Source organism: Sphingomonas paeninsulae, from assembly GCF_003660165.1.
GTDB lineage: Bacteria > Pseudomonadota > Alphaproteobacteria > Sphingomonadales > Sphingomonadaceae > Sphingomonas_O > Sphingomonas_O paeninsulae.
This window is the reverse complement of the sequence record NZ_CP032829.1, coordinates 1,283,258-1,299,046: the sequence shown is the minus strand read 5'-3', so window position 1 is coordinate 1,299,046 and position 15,789 is coordinate 1,283,258. Positions and strand designations below refer to the sequence as shown.

The 15,789-nt window shown below is 59.6% G+C and carries 17 protein-coding genes, 1 tRNA gene and 1 pseudogene; 7 read left to right on the top strand and 12 right to left on the bottom strand.

Annotated elements, in window-relative coordinates; translation table 11 throughout:
- Positions 1-31: 31 nt before the first annotated feature.
- Positions 32-346, top strand: a complete 315-nt coding sequence (locus D3Y57_RS11950; RefSeq protein WP_121153177.1) for a hypothetical protein — start codon at positions 32-34, stop codon at positions 344-346.
- 255 nt (positions 347-601) lie between these two features.
- On the opposite strand, the gene D3Y57_RS11945 is transcribed toward D3Y57_RS11950, so the two are convergent.
- The 6 genes and pseudogenes from D3Y57_RS11945 to recJ all read right to left on the bottom strand — a co-directional run bounded on the left by D3Y57_RS11945 (position 602) and on the right by recJ (position 4,775).
- Positions 602-931: a helix-turn-helix domain-containing protein gene (locus D3Y57_RS11945; protein WP_430739036.1), complete on the bottom strand. Its 330-nt coding sequence runs from the start codon at positions 929-931 to the stop codon at positions 602-604.
- Positions 915-1,106: a type II toxin-antitoxin system RelE/ParE family toxin gene (locus D3Y57_RS21145; protein ID WP_277873354.1), complete on the bottom strand. Its 192-nt coding sequence runs from the start codon at positions 1,104-1,106 to the stop codon at positions 915-917. The genes D3Y57_RS11945 and D3Y57_RS21145 overlap by 17 nt, the downstream gene beginning before the upstream one ends.
- Complete coding sequence (locus D3Y57_RS21140) at positions 1,103-1,291, bottom strand: type II toxin-antitoxin system RelE/ParE family toxin (protein ID WP_277873353.1); 189 nt, start codon at positions 1,289-1,291, stop codon at positions 1,103-1,105. Before D3Y57_RS21140 ends, D3Y57_RS21145 begins: the two co-directional genes overlap by 4 nt.
- A 115-nt stretch (positions 1,292-1,406) precedes the next feature.
- The gene (locus D3Y57_RS11935) at positions 1,407-2,651 is read right to left on the bottom strand and encodes a tyrosine-type recombinase/integrase (RefSeq protein ID WP_121153176.1); all 1,245 of its coding nucleotides are present in this window, start codon (positions 2,649-2,651) and stop codon (positions 1,407-1,409) included.
- 164 nt (positions 2,652-2,815) lie between these two features.
- Positions 2,816-2,890, bottom strand: a tRNA-Glu gene (locus D3Y57_RS11930).
- 137 nt (positions 2,891-3,027) lie between these two features.
- Positions 3,028-4,775 (bottom strand): annotated as a pseudogene (gene recJ, locus D3Y57_RS11925) (single-stranded-DNA-specific exonuclease RecJ).
- A gap of 170 nt (positions 4,776-4,945) precedes the next feature.
- On the opposite strand from recJ, the gene D3Y57_RS11920 reads away from it, so the two are divergent.
- The gene (locus D3Y57_RS11920; protein WP_121153175.1) at positions 4,946-5,131 is read left to right on the top strand and encodes a hypothetical protein; all 186 of its coding nucleotides are present in this window, start codon (positions 4,946-4,948) and stop codon (positions 5,129-5,131) included.
- Here D3Y57_RS11920 and D3Y57_RS11915 read toward each other — a convergent pair.
- From D3Y57_RS11915 to D3Y57_RS11895, 5 genes are all read right to left on the bottom strand, one after another.
- The gene (locus D3Y57_RS11915) at positions 5,123-5,830 is read right to left on the bottom strand and encodes a Crp/Fnr family transcriptional regulator (RefSeq protein ID WP_121153174.1); all 708 of its coding nucleotides are present in this window, start codon (positions 5,828-5,830) and stop codon (positions 5,123-5,125) included. The genes D3Y57_RS11920 and D3Y57_RS11915 overlap by 9 nt on opposite strands.
- A gap of 160 nt (positions 5,831-5,990) precedes the next feature.
- Positions 5,991-8,009 (bottom strand): transglycosylase domain-containing protein, encoded by a 2,019-nt coding sequence (locus D3Y57_RS11910; RefSeq protein WP_121153173.1) that lies wholly within the window; start codon positions 8,007-8,009, stop codon positions 5,991-5,993.
- 120 nt (positions 8,010-8,129) lie between these two features.
- On the bottom strand, positions 8,130-9,101 hold the full coding sequence (gene glpX / locus D3Y57_RS11905; RefSeq protein WP_121153172.1) for a class II fructose-bisphosphatase: 972 nt from the start codon (positions 9,099-9,101) through the stop codon (positions 8,130-8,132).
- Between the two features lie 55 nt (positions 9,102-9,156).
- Positions 9,157-10,464 carry a homoserine dehydrogenase gene (locus D3Y57_RS11900; protein WP_121153171.1) on the bottom strand — a complete coding sequence of 436 codons (1,308 nt, stop codon included), beginning with the start codon at positions 10,462-10,464 and terminating at the stop codon, positions 9,157-9,159.
- A gap of 12 nt (positions 10,465-10,476) precedes the next feature.
- Positions 10,477-11,430: an isopenicillin N synthase family dioxygenase gene (locus tag D3Y57_RS11895; protein ID WP_121153170.1), complete on the bottom strand. Its 954-nt coding sequence runs from the start codon at positions 11,428-11,430 to the stop codon at positions 10,477-10,479.
- A 96-nt stretch (positions 11,431-11,526) separates the two neighbouring features.
- Here D3Y57_RS11895 and D3Y57_RS11890 point away from each other — a divergent pair, with 96 nt between their 5' ends.
- Positions 11,527-11,805, top strand: a complete 279-nt coding sequence (locus tag D3Y57_RS11890) for a hypothetical protein (RefSeq protein ID WP_121153169.1) — start codon at positions 11,527-11,529, stop codon at positions 11,803-11,805.
- On the opposite strand, the gene D3Y57_RS11885 is transcribed toward D3Y57_RS11890, so the two are convergent.
- On the bottom strand, positions 11,802-12,299 hold the full coding sequence (locus D3Y57_RS11885; RefSeq protein ID WP_121153168.1) for a sterol desaturase family protein: 498 nt from the start codon (positions 12,297-12,299) through the stop codon (positions 11,802-11,804). The two genes, D3Y57_RS11890 and D3Y57_RS11885, sit on opposite strands and share 4 nt — an antisense overlap.
- 103 nt (positions 12,300-12,402) lie before the next feature.
- Here D3Y57_RS11885 and D3Y57_RS11880 point away from each other — a divergent pair, with 103 nt between their 5' ends.
- From D3Y57_RS11880 to D3Y57_RS11865, 4 genes are all read left to right on the top strand, one after another.
- On the top strand, positions 12,403-12,711 hold the full coding sequence (locus D3Y57_RS11880) for a hypothetical protein (RefSeq protein WP_121153167.1): 309 nt from the start codon (positions 12,403-12,405) through the stop codon (positions 12,709-12,711).
- Positions 12,712-12,787: 76 nt separating this feature from the next.
- A complete protein-coding gene (sucC, locus tag D3Y57_RS11875; RefSeq protein ID WP_121153166.1) occupies positions 12,788-13,984 on the top strand; it encodes an ADP-forming succinate--CoA ligase subunit beta in 1,197 nt (398 codons plus the stop codon).
- Positions 13,985-14,069: 85 nt separating this feature from the next.
- Positions 14,070-14,819 carry an electron transfer flavoprotein subunit beta/FixA family protein gene (locus D3Y57_RS11870; protein WP_121153165.1) on the top strand — a complete coding sequence of 250 codons (750 nt, stop codon included), beginning with the start codon at positions 14,070-14,072 and terminating at the stop codon, positions 14,817-14,819.
- Complete coding sequence (locus D3Y57_RS11865; RefSeq protein WP_121153164.1) at positions 14,816-15,745, top strand: electron transfer flavoprotein subunit alpha/FixB family protein; 930 nt, start codon at positions 14,816-14,818, stop codon at positions 15,743-15,745. Before D3Y57_RS11870 ends, D3Y57_RS11865 begins: the two co-directional genes overlap by 4 nt.
- The last annotated feature ends 44 nt before the right edge of the window (positions 15,746-15,789 follow it).

Genomic DNA, 15,789 nt, shown 5'->3' with positions numbered 1-15,789 from the left:
TTGCAAAAGCTCTCGGCGTTGGGGTGCCCGATTGAGCGATCCTGCTGAAAAGGCCCGTCGCGCGCTGGAGACCGTCGTAGCCTATCTCCGCCTGGGATGTGCCGACGGTGGCGTCGCCATCGACGTGAAGGGCGGGTACGACCTTACCCCAGAACTGAGGGAAATCATCGCTCGCGGAGATATGGCGATTATGCGCGCCGACAGGTCATCGCGCCGACGCGGCACGACGATTCATACCGTACCTCAAGGCGTCAACAGGCTCGCTGGCTACGACGAGCGGTTCGGTGAGGCTTTCGGGCCAGCGACGATAATTCCTCAGCTGAAAGCCGACCGCCCGCGAGCTTGACTATGAGTTTCTCAATGCGGCGATCCGACAATTCAACCAGGCCGGCCAAACGCTGATCGATGTCACCAAGTCCGCAAAAACCGCCGAACAACAGAAAAAAGGACCATACTGGGCGCCTTCGTGCTTGGATTTTTTTCTCAGCATTGTCGGCATGCTCGCGACCTTGGGCCTAGTTGATCGCTGATGCCCGCAAGCTGGCATGCCTCGGCCAAAAATCACACGCTAAGTTAGGGCGATTTGGCGCGCGTGCCGGCGCTACGCGACGGCCCGTAATCCTTTGCGCTGAATGATGGACAGCAGACGCAGGGCAGGACCTCCTGGTCGCTTTACGCCACGTTCCCAATCCGAGACGAGGTTACGCGAGACGTTGAGATAAGCAGCAAATACCGGCTGCGAAACATGCTCGCGCTCGCGGATTGCCTTGATTTCCTCGCCTGCCAGTAGTGGCGCTGGAGCAAGGCACGCCTCATCGAAACTGCGCAACGTCGCGCGCGATACGACGCCAGCATCATGAGCATCGCTCATCATCTCATGCGCGGCGCCCGCGATTTCACTGCGATGGCTTTTGTCAGTCTTCATGCTCATCCTCGATCTCCATCAGGGCACCGGTCGTCACCAACCGATCCAGTTCCGTGTCGCTCCATTTCAGTGCTTCTCCCGCAGCCTTCCTCAACAGTGCTAAGTCCGCTTTTGATATATTTGCCTGCCCGCTCTTGGCGAAACCGAATATCGCACGATCGCCCTGTCGAAACAGGATCAATGTGCGATAGCCGCCAGACTTGCCCTTGCCGGACCGCGCGACCCGCTGCTTGATGACACCACGCCGAGGTCGACATCGATTAGCCCGCTTTCGGCCTGAGTAACCGCCTCGGCCAGCGCTGAATCCGACAGATTCTCTTTACGTGCGAAGCGCTCGAACCAGCCGTTCTTGAAGATGCGGATCAAAACGACCTCCAAGTTGAACTGAATATATAACACATAGCGTTATATTTCAATGGTTCATCTGAGCGAAAAGCGTCCCCGTCGAATAGGGAGTCAAATGTAGGAATCGGCTTGCCGCTTATTGGCCGGGCACCCGCCCAGCCTCTATCTTCCTAAAATTGCCTTCGAGAACCTTGGCACCATCACGCAGGAAATCCAGATGATCGGACCAGTGCTGCATCATGCGTACCCGCTCATCCCAATATTCGCCCCGCGTGTAGGCTCGGCGAACGGCATTTTTATCGCAATGCGCAAGCTGCCGCTCAATCGCGTCCGGATTCCAGAGACCCATTTCGTTGAGAAGGGTCGCGGCCATGGCGCGAAAACCGTGGCCCGTCATTTCGTCCTGCGCATAACCCATCCGTCGTAACGCTGTATTGATTGTATTCTCCGACATCGGGCGATTTCCAGTGCGCACGGAAGGAAATAGCAGAGAACTGTATTTCGCATCATGCTCGATTGTGCCAAGAATCTTCAAAGCCTGGCGGGAAAGCGGGATGCTGTGCGGACGGCGCATTTTGGTCTTGTGCGGCGGGATCGTCCAGAGGGCCTTGTCGAAGTCAAAATCCTTCCACTCGGCAAAACGCAATTCGCCCGGTCGCACAAACACGTGGGGCAGGAGTTGAAGCGCTATCCTTGTGTTGGCAAATCCATCGAGTCCGTCGATGGCGCGCAACAACCCGCCGGCCTCATGCGCCGTCGTGATCGCCGCACGATGAACGGGCTTGGGTGAAATCAGCGCACCACGGAGGTCTGCGGCAATATCGCGCTCGGCGCGGGCCGTCGCGATGGCATAGCGAAAAATCTGCGAACACGTGCTGCGCAATCGCTTGGCTGTCTCGTAGCGGCCCTTGCTCTCCATCTTTCGCAACATCGTGAGCAGTTCATACGCTGTAATGGAGGCAACGGGCCGTTTGCCGATCGACAGGGTGATGAAATCGACCAACCAGTGAAGCTTTTTCATGGTCACAGCAGAACGACCTTCCCGCTCCATCTTGGTAAGCCATTCGTCTGCGACTGTCGTAAAATCGTTGGATGCCGCGATTGTTGCGACGACCCGCTCTTGCCTGGCAAGCTCTATGGGATCACGTCCCCGTGCCAGCAATTTGCGTGCTGCGTCACGCTCATCGCGCGCCTCGGCAAGTCCTGTGTCCGGCCAAACACCGATGCACAAAGTTTTCTGTTTTCCAAGAAAACGATAATTCATCCGCCAGTAGCGCTGCCCGCACGGCTTCACGAGCAGATACAAGCCGCCGCTGTCTGTTAATTTATAGGGTTTGTTACGGCCTTTGGCCGCTTTGATCGAAACCACCGCAAGTGACATTGATGGACCTCCAGCCGAACGAGCGGCGAGAGACCATCAAAAGGTCCATCAATTTGATGGTACCTGGTGACATTTCGCCAGTTTTGCTGAGACGTTCATATCACAAAAAAGTGCTATAAAACAGTCGCTTATGACACCAAATGACACTCCCTGAGAGTGTGAGTTGGTGACCCCAACGGGAATCGAACCCGTGTTTCAGCCGTGAAAGGGCCGCGTCCTAACCGCTAGACGATGGGGCCAAGCGAGGGGCCAATTACGTACGCTCGTTGTAGAAGTCAATCGGCTGTCAAAAGGAGCGCTTGTCGATCCCGTTTTTCAACGAGAGGGATCGCTTGTCGATCCCGTTTTTCAACGGAGTAGTTCCTTGTAGATCCGCTCAATCAACCCAGGCTGCGTCGTCCAAATGCAGTTCGGCTGCCGGTCTTGCGCCCCAGTCGTCGATCTTTGCGCGCCCGGCAACCCATAGTCGCCGATCGCGTGGCGCACCAAGCAGCGCCTGACCCAAAGGGCTGTCCGCGCTTCGGAAGGCCACTGTCTTCAGACTGCGACCGTCGTCACCCGCCATTACCGCGCGGACGTGGCCACCACTGCCGACGATGTCCGCCTTTAAGACGCGCATGGGCCCTGCGGCGACCCGTGGAGCAGGCCAGCCCATGCCATAGGGGCCACCAGCCTCCAGAGCCTCTACCAGCGACGGTGACACCCCGCCGCAGGCCACTACGACATCAAGCAGCAGCGCACGGTCACCACTGGCCCGCGTAACGTCGCTTGCCAGCCGTTCGTCGATGAATTCGGCAAATGCCTCGACCTGGCCTGCGGCGACCGTCAGACCTGCCGCCATCGCATGGCCGCCGCCCGCGACCAGCAATCCCATGTCCTTGGCCGCCAATACTGCCGCGCCCAGATCGACGCCGGGGATCGACCGGCCCGAGCCCTTGCCGATGCCATGTTCGTCTATGGCGATGACGATAGCAGGCTTGCCGAGTTTTTCCTTCAGCCGCCCCGCTACGATCCCGATGACGCCGGGATGCCAGCCCGCGCCTGATACTACGGCCACCGCACGATTGCCCTTGCCGATCGAGGCTGCCTCCGCTTCGGCCTGCACGCCGCCCTCAATCGTCCGACGCTCCTCATTCAGTCGATCGAGTTCTTCGGAAATTTCGCGCGCTTCCTCGGGATCTTCGGTGGTCAGCAATCGCACCCCCAGATCCGACTTTCCCACACGCCCGCCCGCATTGATTCGTGGCCCCAGCGCAAAGCCAAGATCCGAGCAAATCGGCGAACGTTTCAACCGTGACGCCAGCAGGAGCGCGTTCAGCCCGATATTTCGGCCCGCCCCCATGACTTTCAGTCCTTGAGCAACGAACGCCCGGTTCAACCCGCGCAGGCTGGCAACGTCGGCAACCGTCCCCAACGCCACGATGTCGAGTAAATCCATCAGCTTCGGTTCGGCCCGATCGGCAAAGAACCCACGCCCGCGCAATGTCCGGACCACTGCCGCAGCCAACAGGAATGCGACGCCGACTGCCGCCAGATGACCATGCGCGGCTCCTTCGTCTTCATCCAGCCGATTCGGATTGACCAGCGCATAAGCGAGCGGCAGCGCGGTTGTGCATTGGTGATGGTCGACCACAATCACGTCGACCCCGACCCCACGCGCCATCGCCAGCGCCTCGAAGGCCTGCGCGCCGCAATCGACGGTCACGATCAGCGACGCTCCACCTTGCGCTATCCGCACGAGCGCCTCTCCTGATGGGCCATAGCCCTCCATCAATCGGTCAGGGATATAGGCCTGTGGTTTCAGTCCAAGATGGCGCAGCACCTTTATCAGCAGCGCCGCCGACGTTGCACCATCCACATCGTAATCGCCGAACACCGTAACCGCTTCGCCAGCATATACGGCCTCTGCAAGTCGGTCAGCCGCACGATCCATGTCGCGAAAGATCGAAGGGTTCGGCATGAATGCGCGGATCGTCGGATCACGGTGGGCGTCTATCGCTTCGGGGGGCAGCCACGCGACAACAACAGTTGCGCCACCAGATCGTCGCTTTGTCCCGCGCCCGCCGCGCCACGCCACCGCCATGCCTGCCCGGTAATCGATGCTGTTATGGATAAGGGATTCACGATAGTCTCCCTAAGCCAAGCCAAAGCTCAAACCAAATGGCTGACGGATTAACTTTGTCGGCGACCGGACAGACCGACTCACCCAAAACAAAATAACCTGCCATTTCAGCGATCACGACCATCAGCGATCACGACCAAGCGTTCGGGGATTGTGAACCGGAAGGTAGAAGATGCAAGAAGATGATCTGAGCTATTCCTGCCGACGCGCAGAGGAAGAGGCTGCGCGTGCGATGTCAATTGGCAGCCCCCAAATCGCGATCATCCACCGGCAGATGGCCGAAGCCTATCGCGAAAGAGTGACCCAACTTTCCACAGTTCCCGGTCGGCTCGCCGCGCCATGGCCTCTGTCAGTTTAACAGTTTGACCGAATAAGCCTCGGGTCCGCCGTAACCATTGCCTGCGATCCGCTCCAATATCGATCGGTCGCGTATTTCGATCATGCCCCGGTGGGCGCGTACGGCCCCCGTTGCCTCGACGGCCTGCACCGCTTCCGTGACTCCCGGACGACGGACGCTCAGCATCAGTGACAGGAATTCGTGCGTCATGGGAATTTCGGTACCTTCGGTTCGGTCGTCACACATCAGTAGCCAACGTGCGAGGCGCGCCTTGATTGAAAGCGAAGCCGCCGCAAGCGCAGTATGTGAAACCTGCACCAGAAATACTTGGGCATAAGCAAGCATCGCGTGTTGCAACGTGGGGCTTTGGGCCATGGCATCCTGAAAGACCGTGCTGGGCAGGCTGTAACCATGCCCTGAAGCCTGGACGAATATTTCCAGCGGTGCCGTTACGCTGCCCAGCGCGGTCGCAATGTCGACCATCCCTTCCTTGCCGATGATGCCGACCTCGGTCTGCGTGCCATCGGCGGTCGCGGCCACCACTGAGGCAATACCCGATTCAAGAAAGTAAGTGCGTTGAATCGTCTTGTCGGCAGCAATCAGTAGATCGCGCTTTTCGAACTGTATCGGAACCAGTTCTGCCGAAAACAAACTCAAGTCAGTGGGCGAAAGTCGTGCGAGAAGTTCATTCTGAAACTTGTTATGTGCTGCGCCTGACATGATTTCCCCGCGCTATGGGCGGGAGACAATCATCTCTCAGCCGGCCGCGCCCCTAAAGCCAGCAGCCGATGCCACCGTTATACGCCCGTAACGTTAGGACACCTAAGACAATCGGTCGGTCCGATTACGCACTAACAACCGCCCAAGGTTAGCGTGTTTGTTATTGCTTTTCAGGAGCCTGTGGCTTTGGCGTCTGAATAGACAGTCCGTTCTGATCCAGTTTGACGTCCAATGGTACGCCCGCGACCTGGGTATTTATGGTCAGGCCGCTGTCATTACCCAGTTTGACCTGCATGTTATCGAGGCCGAATGGCAGGTCATCGGTTTCGGGCGGAGCCTCATCGAGCTTGGGAGTGACCGGGGTAATTATCGGGCGCGCGCCCGGAATTGCGCTGCCCATGAAGTCGCGCCAGATTTTTGCAGGCAGCCCGCCACCATGTATCCCTTTTAGGGGCGTATTGTCGTCATTGCCGACCCACACACCGACGATCAGGTCGCCAGCATACCCCACGAACAGGGCGTCGCGATTGTCCTGACTGGTGCCAGTTTTACCGAAGGCCTCGATTGCCAGCGCCGCGCCGCGCCCTGTTCCCTGAACGATCACAGCCCGCAACAAATCCCGCATCATCGATAAGGTCGGCCCATCGAAACTGTGGCTTGGCCGGATCAGCCGCTCGAAGAGTCCGGGTTCGTCGCGGGGAATGCCGTGTGGCGCGACCGGCCAATCGTTCGCCGCCACCGAAGCATAGGCCGACGTGAGCTCAAGCAAGGTTACTCCCGACGAACCCAGCGCCAGTGTAGGATCGGCCGTCAGGGGACTGCTTACGCCCAGATCGCGTGCCGCCTGTATGATCGCCTCCGGCCCCAGCTTTTGATACAGGCGCACTGCCGCGACATTGCTCGACCGTGCAAATGCCTGGCGCAGCGTGACCTCCCCCCGATAGTGTGCGCTGCTGTTCTTCGGGCGATAGCCGCCTTCGACGATCGGGCTGTCGTCGATCAGTGTGTCAGGCGTCATTCCCGAACGCAGCGCAGCCAGATAGACGAACAGTTTGAACGTCGACCCCGGCTGGCGGCGTGCCTGTGTCGCGCGGTTGAAGGGTGATTTGTCGTAGCTGCGGCCGCCGATCATCGCGACGACCTCACCATTGGGGCGCATTGCCACCAGCGCGACCTGCGCGTTCCCCAGCGCCGCGCGCGCCACCGCCGCTCGCGCCAGTTTCTGCATCCGCGCGTCCAGTGTCGTCGTCACTTGCGTGTCGCCGTAAACCTGTTCGGTCAGCGCGCGCGCCTGTGGCATTGCCCAGTCGGCGAAATATGTCCCCGTCGGCAGCGCGCTGACATTGCGCAGGTTCGTTATCGCCACCGGCGTTTCCAGGGCCTGCTGCGCCGTTATAAACCCCGCTTCCGCCATCGCGCCCAGCACAAGTCGACTGCGCGCCTGCGCACCCGCCAGATTGCGCGACGGTGCCAGCCGCGACGGAGCCTGCACAAGCCCGGCGAGCATCGCTCCCTGCGCCAGCGTCAATCGCTCCGGCTGGCGGTTGAAATAACGTAACGAGGCGGCACGCAGGCCATATACATTGTCACCGAAATAGGCGTTCGACAGATAGCGCTCGAGGATCTGATCTTTGGTCAGCCACCCCTCCAGCCAAAAGGCGATCAGCATCTCGCGCGCCTTGCGACCCAGATTGCGCTCAGGCGACAGGAAGGTCATTTTCGCAAGCTGCTGCGTGATCGTGCTGCCGCCCTGCGTGCCGCCGCCGCGCGCGTTATTCCAAGCCGCCCGCAACATCCCGCGCGGATCGACGCCCCAATGGGTATAGAATCGTCTGTCCTCGATCGCGATGAAGGCCTGTTTGACGGTCGCCGGAAGCTCGGAAGCCTTTACCGGCCGATCGACCACCGCGCCCTTTTGCGCGATCGGCTGCCCGTTCGCCGCCAACAGTGTGATCCGCGGTGGGGCCATCGGCTTCAACGACCGCGACAAAGGGGCCGTCAGCGCCAGCCATGCGAAAAGGGCCATGAACAGTGCGAACGCAGTCCACAGCCCGCGCTTGATCCAGACCCGCCGAGATTTCCATTTGGACGGCTGCGGCACGCCAGCGCGGGGCAGCGCAAATTCAGCGGCGGATGTGTCGTTCCTCAGATCGTCGCTACTGGGGAAACGTTCTCTCATAATCCGGTGTGTTAGCGAACTAAGACGGCAGATGCGAGTGGAATTGCAAAGATTGTCATCGGCCCGCTCGCGCACTTTGGCGCAAGCGGGCCGATCGACGGGTTTCTGCTAACCAGCCGCTCAAACCTTGCGATGTTCGCCCTTGACCCAGCGCACGGTCCCCGAACTCGCGCGCATCACGACGCTTTCGGTGGTCATCATGCCACCCTTCAGCTTTTTGACGCCTGCCAGCAGCGAACCGTCGGTCACCCCTGTTGCGGCAAAGATGCAGTCGCCCTTCGCCAGCTCGGTCAGATCGTAGATATAATCGAGGTCGGTGATGCCCCATTTCTTTGCCCGCGCACGCTCGTCGTCGTTGCGAAAGATCAGCTTGCCCTTGAACTGGCCACCAACGCAGCGCAGTGCCGCCGCAGCCAGCACACCCTCAGGTGCGCCGCCAGAGCCCATGTAAATGTCGATTGTCGTATCGGGATTGGTTGTCGCGATCACGCCGGCAACATCGCCATCACCGATCAGCATGACACCGCAACCGACCAGCCGCAGCTCGGCAATCAGTTTTTCATGACGCGGGCGATCCAGCACGCACGCGATAATCTCGTGCGGCTCGACACCCTTGGCCTTGGCGACTGCGTGAATATTCTCGGTCGCCGTCTTGCGCAGGTCGATTACGCCTTCGGGATAGCCCGGACCAACCGCCAGCTTCTCCATGTAAACATCAGGCGCGTTCAGCAGATTGCCGTGTTCCGCCACCGCCAGCACCGCCAGCGCATTCGGTCCGGCCTTTGCCGTAATCGTCGTGCCTTCCAGAGGATCGAGCGCGATGTCGATCTTTGGACCCGTACCGATCGCCGAACCGACTTTCTCACCAATATATAGCATCGGCGCTTCGTCGCGCTCGCCCTCTCCGATGACGACAGTGCCGTCCATATAGAGTTCGTTCAGCGCAGCACGCATCGCTTCTACAGCGGCAGCATCGGCGGCTTTCTCGTCGCCCCGGCCAACCAATGTAGCAGCCGCAATCGCCGCTGCTTCGGTGACGCGCACCATTTCGAGCACGAGAACGCGGTCGAGAACGTCGCTTGCGATCACCATGATTCTATTCTTCCTTTTCAGTGCTGCGCCGCAATAGGCGACCGCCAATTAACAATCAAACGTCCAGAATGGGCATCCACATCGGTTTGCCGGTCATGCTCGGGCTGCCCTCAAGCCGCTCAAGCGCAGCCACCACCGCCCGCGCTGGCCCTTCATGCGTGGTCATGACAAGCAAAACGCCACCATCCGGTGCCTCCCCGCGCTGGATCATGCTTTCGATGGAAACCCCGGCATCACGCATTGCCGCTGTGATTTCTGCAAGCACGCCCGGACGGTCCGCAACGGTGAAGCGCAAATAACTCCGCTCGCGCCGCGCCCCCGCGTCCGCCGTTTCCGGCGCGGCCAGACTCGCCACCGGCATTGCAAATGCTGGACCCACTTCGCCCCGTGCCACGTCGATCAGGTCGGCAACGACCGCACTCGCCGTCGGCCCTTCGCCCGCGCCGCGTCCTTCAAAGAACAGCCGCCCCACGAAATTACCCTCGGCCACAACCGCATTCATCGCGCCCTGCACATGGGCAAGCGGGTGGCCCAGCGGCACCAGACACGGGTGAACCCGCTGGAACAGCCCACTGGCATCCGCCTCCGCCAACCCGACCAGCCGCACGCAAAAGCCCAGCGCCCGCGCCTGCGCAATATCGCCGCCCAATACGTTTCGAATCCCGCCCAACCGCACGCCATCGAAATCGATCCGCGTTCCGAATGCCAGACTGGCGAGAATGCTCAGCTTATGCGCCGCATCCACGCCATCGACATCGAACGAGGGGTCCGCCTCGGCAAAACCAAGCGCCTGAGCATCGGCCAGCACGTCGCCGAAATCGGACCCCTCCGCCTCCATCCGCGTCAGGATGTAATTGCAGGTGCCGTTCAAGATTCCATAAACCTGTGAGAGCACATTGGCCGCGGCACCTTCGCGCAGTCCCTTGATCACCGGAATGCCGCCAGCAACCGCAGCTTCGTACTTCAACGCGGTCCCGGCATCCTGCGCAGCTTGTGCCAAAGCCAGCCCATGATGTGCGATCATCGCCTTGTTCGCCGTCACGAACGCCTTGCCGCTCGCAATCGTCGCCTTGGCCAGCGTCAGTGCCGGGCCGTCCGATCCGCCGATAAGTTCGACCACGACATCGACGTCGCTGCGCGTCGCCAGTGCCGTCGTATCGTCCACCCAATCGAAGCGGTTCAGGTCGAAACCCCGGTCGCGCGACCGATCGCGTGCGTTGATCGCAACAACCTCGATCGGCCGTCCCGCCCGTCGCGTAATCAGTTCGCGATTCGCATCGAGTAATTTCACAACGCCGCCGCCAACGGTGCCAAGTCCTGCCAGGGCGATTTTCAGGGGTTCGGTCTTCAGGGATTCAGTCATGCGCCGCCCTATCTAGAGCAACCCGATCTCTTTCAACCTTTGCTGCAAATATTCGTCGGCCGTGATCGTGTCGGGATACAGGTCTGGTCGCGCGGCACTCACGCATCCGGGCAGCGTCCGGATCGGAAAGTCCGACGCCAGATGCAGAAAAAATGGCATTGAATATCGCGCGATGCCCCGTCGTTCGGGGGGCGGATTTACAACCCGATGCGTCGTCGATGGCAGTATGTGGTTGGTTAGCCGTTGCAACATATCGCCCACGTTGACGACCAGTGCACCCTTTGGCGGATCGATAGCGAGCCACGCGCCAGACCGATCGAGCAACTGCAATCCTGCCTCCTCGGCACCCAACAGCAGCGTAATCAGGTTGATGTCCTCATGCGCGCCAGCCCGGACTCCCGGCGCGTCGATGGAAACCGGGGGATAATGCAGCAGCCGCAAAACCGAATTTCCATCCTGCACCGGCTCCACGAACCAGTCCCGATCCAGCCCCAGATACAGCGCGATCGCCGACAGCAATTGCGCGCCGACCCGGTCGAATTCGGCGTAGAGCGCGGTTAGTACAGGCTGGAAACGTTCAGGATGGTCCGGCCAGATATTCGGCGGCATCGAATCGCTATATTCATGCCCCTCGGGCAGGTCGCGCCCGACGTGCCAGAATTCCTTCAGGTCGTTTTCGCTTGCTCCTTTGGCGATCTCGACTCCGAACGGCGTAAATCCCCGTGCGCCGCCTTTGGGCGATTTATAGGGAAGCTTCTGCGCTTCGGACTGGGCAAAAAAGGCCCGCGTCAACTCCCACGCGTCGGCAATCAAAACATGGTCGATCCCGTGATCGGCAATGATCGCAAAGCCGAATCGTTCGAACGATCCTCCGATTTGCTGCGCGAAACCTTCCGGATCATTTTCCTGCTGCGCCAGCGAGAGTGGGCAAATGCTGGTTGGTTCCTTGATCGTAATGTGGGTCATGCGAACAACCTAGCGATCCGGCTTCATTTTGGAACTGCGAAGCCCACCGCGCGCTTAACATCTATGGTAATCAGCCACCCAATGGAGTTGTAAATTATGGCAAGAGGCAAATTCGACGCCCCATTGGACGGGCGCATCGACGTTCCCGGTGGCGCGCGTGCGGAAGATGAGCCTGATATCGAAGGCTATGACGAAACTCAGCGCGCTGAAGTCGCCGAAGTTGAGGGCGGTGGTCAATATGACGGCACCTTGCTTACCGACATGGCCCCCGATCTGGGCGGCTCGAACTTTGAAGACGGTGATGTGGAGGACGAGGCTGACGATATCGACAACATATTGGATACCAACGCCAAGCCCTATCGACCCTCTACTTAGCGACTTACCGATTCGCGAATGCCGGCATTCCTTCGGCGTTTCAGTTCAGCTTTCAAATTCTCGGGCTTGGGTGCCCACAAGAATCCAAAACTCACCGTGCCGTGCTTGGTTTCGACGACATGGTGAAGGCGATGCGCCTGGACGATTCGCTTCATATATGTCGATCGTGGGACATAGCGCGCGTCGATGCGCTTGTGGACGATGACGTCATGAAATCCAAAATAGATCGCGCCATAACCCGCGATTCCAGCGCCCACCCAAGTCGCCCAGTCGCCCCATCCCAGTTGCACGCCGCCAAACAGCAACAGGATCGACGGTCCGGCAAAGATTACAGCGTACAGGTCGTTCAGCTCCCATCGTTCGGCGCGGGCGCGATGGTGCGATTTGTGAAGAAACCAGCCAAAGCCGTGCATCACCCATCGGTGGGCGACATAGGCAAAGCCTTCCATGGCCACGATGGTGGTCAGAAAGAGCAGGGGGCCGGGAATTGTCATAGGCATTCTATAGGCATTGTGTCGAACGTTCTAAAGTCCCGCTTCATCGGTCCCTTGAGAAGCGGTACTTTTCTTTTACGCCCGACCCCGTACAGCCAAAACCATGAAGAAACTCATCGTTCTAAGCGCCGTTCTGGCGTTGTCTGCGTGTGCCACCCCTGAGTCGCGGATTCGAACCGGCCTTATCAGCGCGGGTCTGTCGGCCCCTGTCGCAAGCTGCATGGCAGAGCGTCTGGTCGATCGACTCTCGCTCCTCCAGCTTCGCCGACTTCTGTCGATAACGACGCTGCGGGATCAGAGAATCGGTGAACTGACCACCGCGCAATTTCTCCATCGCACGCGCGCGCTTGGCGATCCTGAAATCCTTGGAGTTGTCTCTATCGCTGCATTGCGGTGTGCAATCTCAAGCTAGAGGTTGGCAAACCGGCTCAAGCTATGCTTTAGGCACCGCAACTCTTTTCAAGCCATCCCATCAGGAGCGCTGCCCCGTGAACATCCATGAATACCAAGCCAAAGAACTGCTCGCTAAATTCGGCGTGCCGATCCCAGCCGGCATTGCCGCGATGAGCGTCGAGGAAGCCGTCGCTGCAGCGGCCCAGCTTCCCGGACCGCTTTATGTCGTAAAGGCGCAGATACACGCGGGTGGCCGCGGCAAGGGCAAGTTCAAGGAACTCGGCCCCGACGCAAAGGGCGGTGTCCGCCTCGCCAAGACCGCTGACGAAGTTCGCGCGGCTGCAACCGATATGCTCGGTAACACGCTCGTCACGATCCAGACCGGCGACGCTGGCAAGCAGGTCAACCGCCTGTACGTCACCGACGGCGTCGACATTGCCAAGGAATTCTACCTCGCGCTCCTCGTCGACCGCGTTTCGGGCAAGATCGCAATCGTCGCCTCGACCGAAGGCGGCATGAACATCGAAGACGTTGCGCATAGCACGCCTGAAAAGATCGTGTCGATCACGGTTGATCCAGCAACTGGCATTATGCCGCACCACGGCCGCTCGGTCGCTGCCGCACTCGGCCTGACCGGCGACCTTGCCAAGCAAGCCGCGAACGTCACCGAAAAACTCTACGCAGCATTCATCGGCACTGACGCTGAACAGATCGAAATCAACCCGCTCGCCGTTACCGATGATGGCAAGTTGCTCGTCCTCGATGCAAAGGTGGCTTTCGACGGCAACGCAATGTTCCGCCACAAGGATCTGATGGAACTGCGCGACCTGACCGAAGAAGATCCCGCCGAAGTCGAAGCTTCGAAATACGACCTCGCCTATATCAAGCTCGACGGTAACATCGGCTGCATGGTCAATGGTGCCGGTCTTGCGATGGCGACGATGGACATCATTAAGCTGAACGGCGAATTTCCTGCCAACTTCCTCGACGTTGGCGGCGGCGCGACCACTGAAAAAGTGACGGCAGCATTCAAGATCATCCTCGCTGATCCTGCGGTGAAGGGCATCCTCGTCAACATCTTCGGTGGCATCATGAAGTGCGACATCATCGCCGATGGTATCGTTGCGGCGGCCAAGGAAGTGAACCTTTCGGTCCCGCTCGTCGTTCGGCTTGAAGGCACGAATGTCGAAGAGGGCAAAGCGATCCTCGCCAATTCGGGCCTGAAGATCGTTGCCGCCAACGACTTGGGTGATGCAGCCAAGAAAATCGTCGCCGAAGTCCGCGCGGCGTAACGAATTAAGCCCCTCCTCTTTTAGGGGAGGTGTTGGGATGGGGCTGTCCGCGTGAACAGGCCCCATCAATTGGAGAAAGAAGCAGATGAAGATTCTGGTCCCCGTAAAGCGGGTCATCGATTATAATGTGAAACCGCGCGTCAAGGCGGACGGTTCGGGCGTCGACCTGGCCAACGTCAAGATGAGCATGAACCCGTTCGACGAAATCGCTGTCGAGGAAGCCTTGCGCCTCCGCGAAAAAGGCGTTGCGACCGAAGTGATCGTTGTCTCCATCGGCGAACAGAAATCGCAGGAAACGCTGCGCACTGGCCTCGCTATGGGCGCCGACCGCGCGATCCTGATCGTCAGCGAAACCGAAGTCGAACCGCTTGGCGTTGCAAAGCTGCTCGCCAAGGTTGTTGAGGAAGAACAGCCTGGTCTGGTCATCCTCGGCAAACAGGCAATTGATGACGATTCGAACCAGACCGGCCAAATGCTTGCCGCTCTGCTCGGCCGTCCACAGGGTACGTTTGCCAGCGCCGTCGAAGTCAATGGCGACACCGTAAAGGTAACGCGCGAAGTTGATGGCGGATCGGAAACGGTCTCCTTGAAAATGCCAGCGATCGTCACGACCGACCTTCGTCTGAACGAGCCGCGCTACGCATCGCTGCCCAACATCATGAAGGCGAAATCGAAGCCGATGGCGCAGAAAACGCCAGCCGATTACGGCGTCGATGTCGCCAAGCGCCTGACCACGCTGAAAGTGGTCGAGCCAGCAAAACGCATCGCCGGCGTAAAGGTCGCCGATGTCGATGAACTGGTCGCCAAACTAAAGACTTTGGGAGTGGTAGCATGAAGACTCTGGTCTGGGTCGAACACGACGGCAGCGCGGTCAAGGACGCGACGCTCCCCGTCATCACCGCCGCGGCGCTGCTCGGCGAAGTGCATCTGATTGTCGCCGGTAAGGGCGTCGATGCCATTGCTGCCGAAGCTGCAAAAATCGCTGGCGTGGGCAAAGTCCATGTCGCTGACGATGCTGCCTTCGAACACGCGCTTCCAGAAAACGTCGCACCGCTGATCGTCGAACTGATGGGCCATCACGACGCGTTCCTCGCGCCGGCGACCGCCATCGGCAAGAACATCGCACCGCGCGTCGCCGCTCTGCTCGATGTCATGCAGATCAGCGAAATCCTTTCGATCGACGGCCCAGACACGTTCACGCGCCCGACCTACGCCGGCAACGCGATCGCCACCGTCCAGACGTCGGATGCGAAAAAAGTCATCACCGTTCGCGGCACGGCTTTCGTAAAGGCGGAACGCTCCGGCGGCAGCGCTACGATCGAAGCCGTGACCTCGACCGGCGACGCCGGCACCGCCACGTTCGTCAGCGCGGAAATCGCGAAATCGGAACGCCCCGAACTGACCAGTGCAAAGATCATCGTCTCCGGTGGCCGCGCGCTTCAGAACGCCGAAAACTTCCACACGATCATCGAACCTCTTGCCGACAAGCTCGGTGCGGGCGTCGGCGCATCGCGTGCGGCCGTCGATGCGGGCTATGTTCCGAACGACTATCAGGTCGGCCAGACCGGCAAGATCGTTGCCCCCGAAGTCTATATCGCCATCGGTATTTCGGGCGCGATCCAGCATCTTGCGGGCATGAAGGATTCGAAAATCATCATCGCCATCAACAAGGACGATGATGCTCCGATCTTCCAGGTTGCCGACATCGGCCTCGTCGGCGATCTATTCAAGATCGTACCGGAACTGACAAGCAAACTGTAAGGGTACTGCGAGCCTCCGCCTCACACGTTTTGAGGTGGGGGCTC

Excerpts from the sequence above, each read along its gene's own strand:
- D3Y57_RS11945 (WP_430739036.1), bottom strand. The coding sequence starts at position 931 with ATGAGCATGAAGACTGACAAAAGCCATCGCAGTGAAATCGCGGGCGCC.
- D3Y57_RS11935 (WP_121153176.1), bottom strand. The coding sequence starts at position 2,651 with ATGTCACTTGCGGTGGTTTCGATCAAAGCGGCCAAAGGCCGTAACAAA.
- D3Y57_RS11920 (WP_121153175.1), top strand. The coding sequence starts at position 4,946 with ATGCAAGAAGATGATCTGAGCTATTCCTGCCGACGCGCAGAGGAAGAG.
- D3Y57_RS11915 (WP_121153174.1), bottom strand. The coding sequence starts at position 5,830 with ATGTCAGGCGCAGCACATAACAAGTTTCAGAATGAACTTCTCGCACGA.
- D3Y57_RS11910 (WP_121153173.1), bottom strand. The coding sequence starts at position 8,009 with ATGAGAGAACGTTTCCCCAGTAGCGACGATCTGAGGAACGACACATCC.
- glpX (WP_121153172.1), bottom strand. The coding sequence starts at position 9,101 with ATGGTGATCGCAAGCGACGTTCTCGACCGCGTTCTCGTGCTCGAAATG.
- D3Y57_RS11900 (WP_121153171.1), bottom strand. The coding sequence starts at position 10,464 with ATGACTGAATCCCTGAAGACCGAACCCCTGAAAATCGCCCTGGCAGGA.
- D3Y57_RS11895 (WP_121153170.1), bottom strand. The coding sequence starts at position 11,430 with ATGACCCACATTACGATCAAGGAACCAACCAGCATTTGCCCACTCTCG.
- D3Y57_RS11890 (WP_121153169.1), top strand. The coding sequence starts at position 11,527 with ATGGCAAGAGGCAAATTCGACGCCCCATTGGACGGGCGCATCGACGTT.
- D3Y57_RS11885 (WP_121153168.1), bottom strand. The coding sequence starts at position 12,299 with ATGACAATTCCCGGCCCCCTGCTCTTTCTGACCACCATCGTGGCCATG.
- D3Y57_RS11880 (WP_121153167.1), top strand. The coding sequence starts at position 12,403 with ATGAAGAAACTCATCGTTCTAAGCGCCGTTCTGGCGTTGTCTGCGTGT.
- D3Y57_RS11870 (WP_121153165.1), top strand. The coding sequence starts at position 14,070 with ATGAAGATTCTGGTCCCCGTAAAGCGGGTCATCGATTATAATGTGAAA.
- D3Y57_RS11865 (WP_121153164.1), top strand. The coding sequence starts at position 14,816 with ATGAAGACTCTGGTCTGGGTCGAACACGACGGCAGCGCGGTCAAGGAC.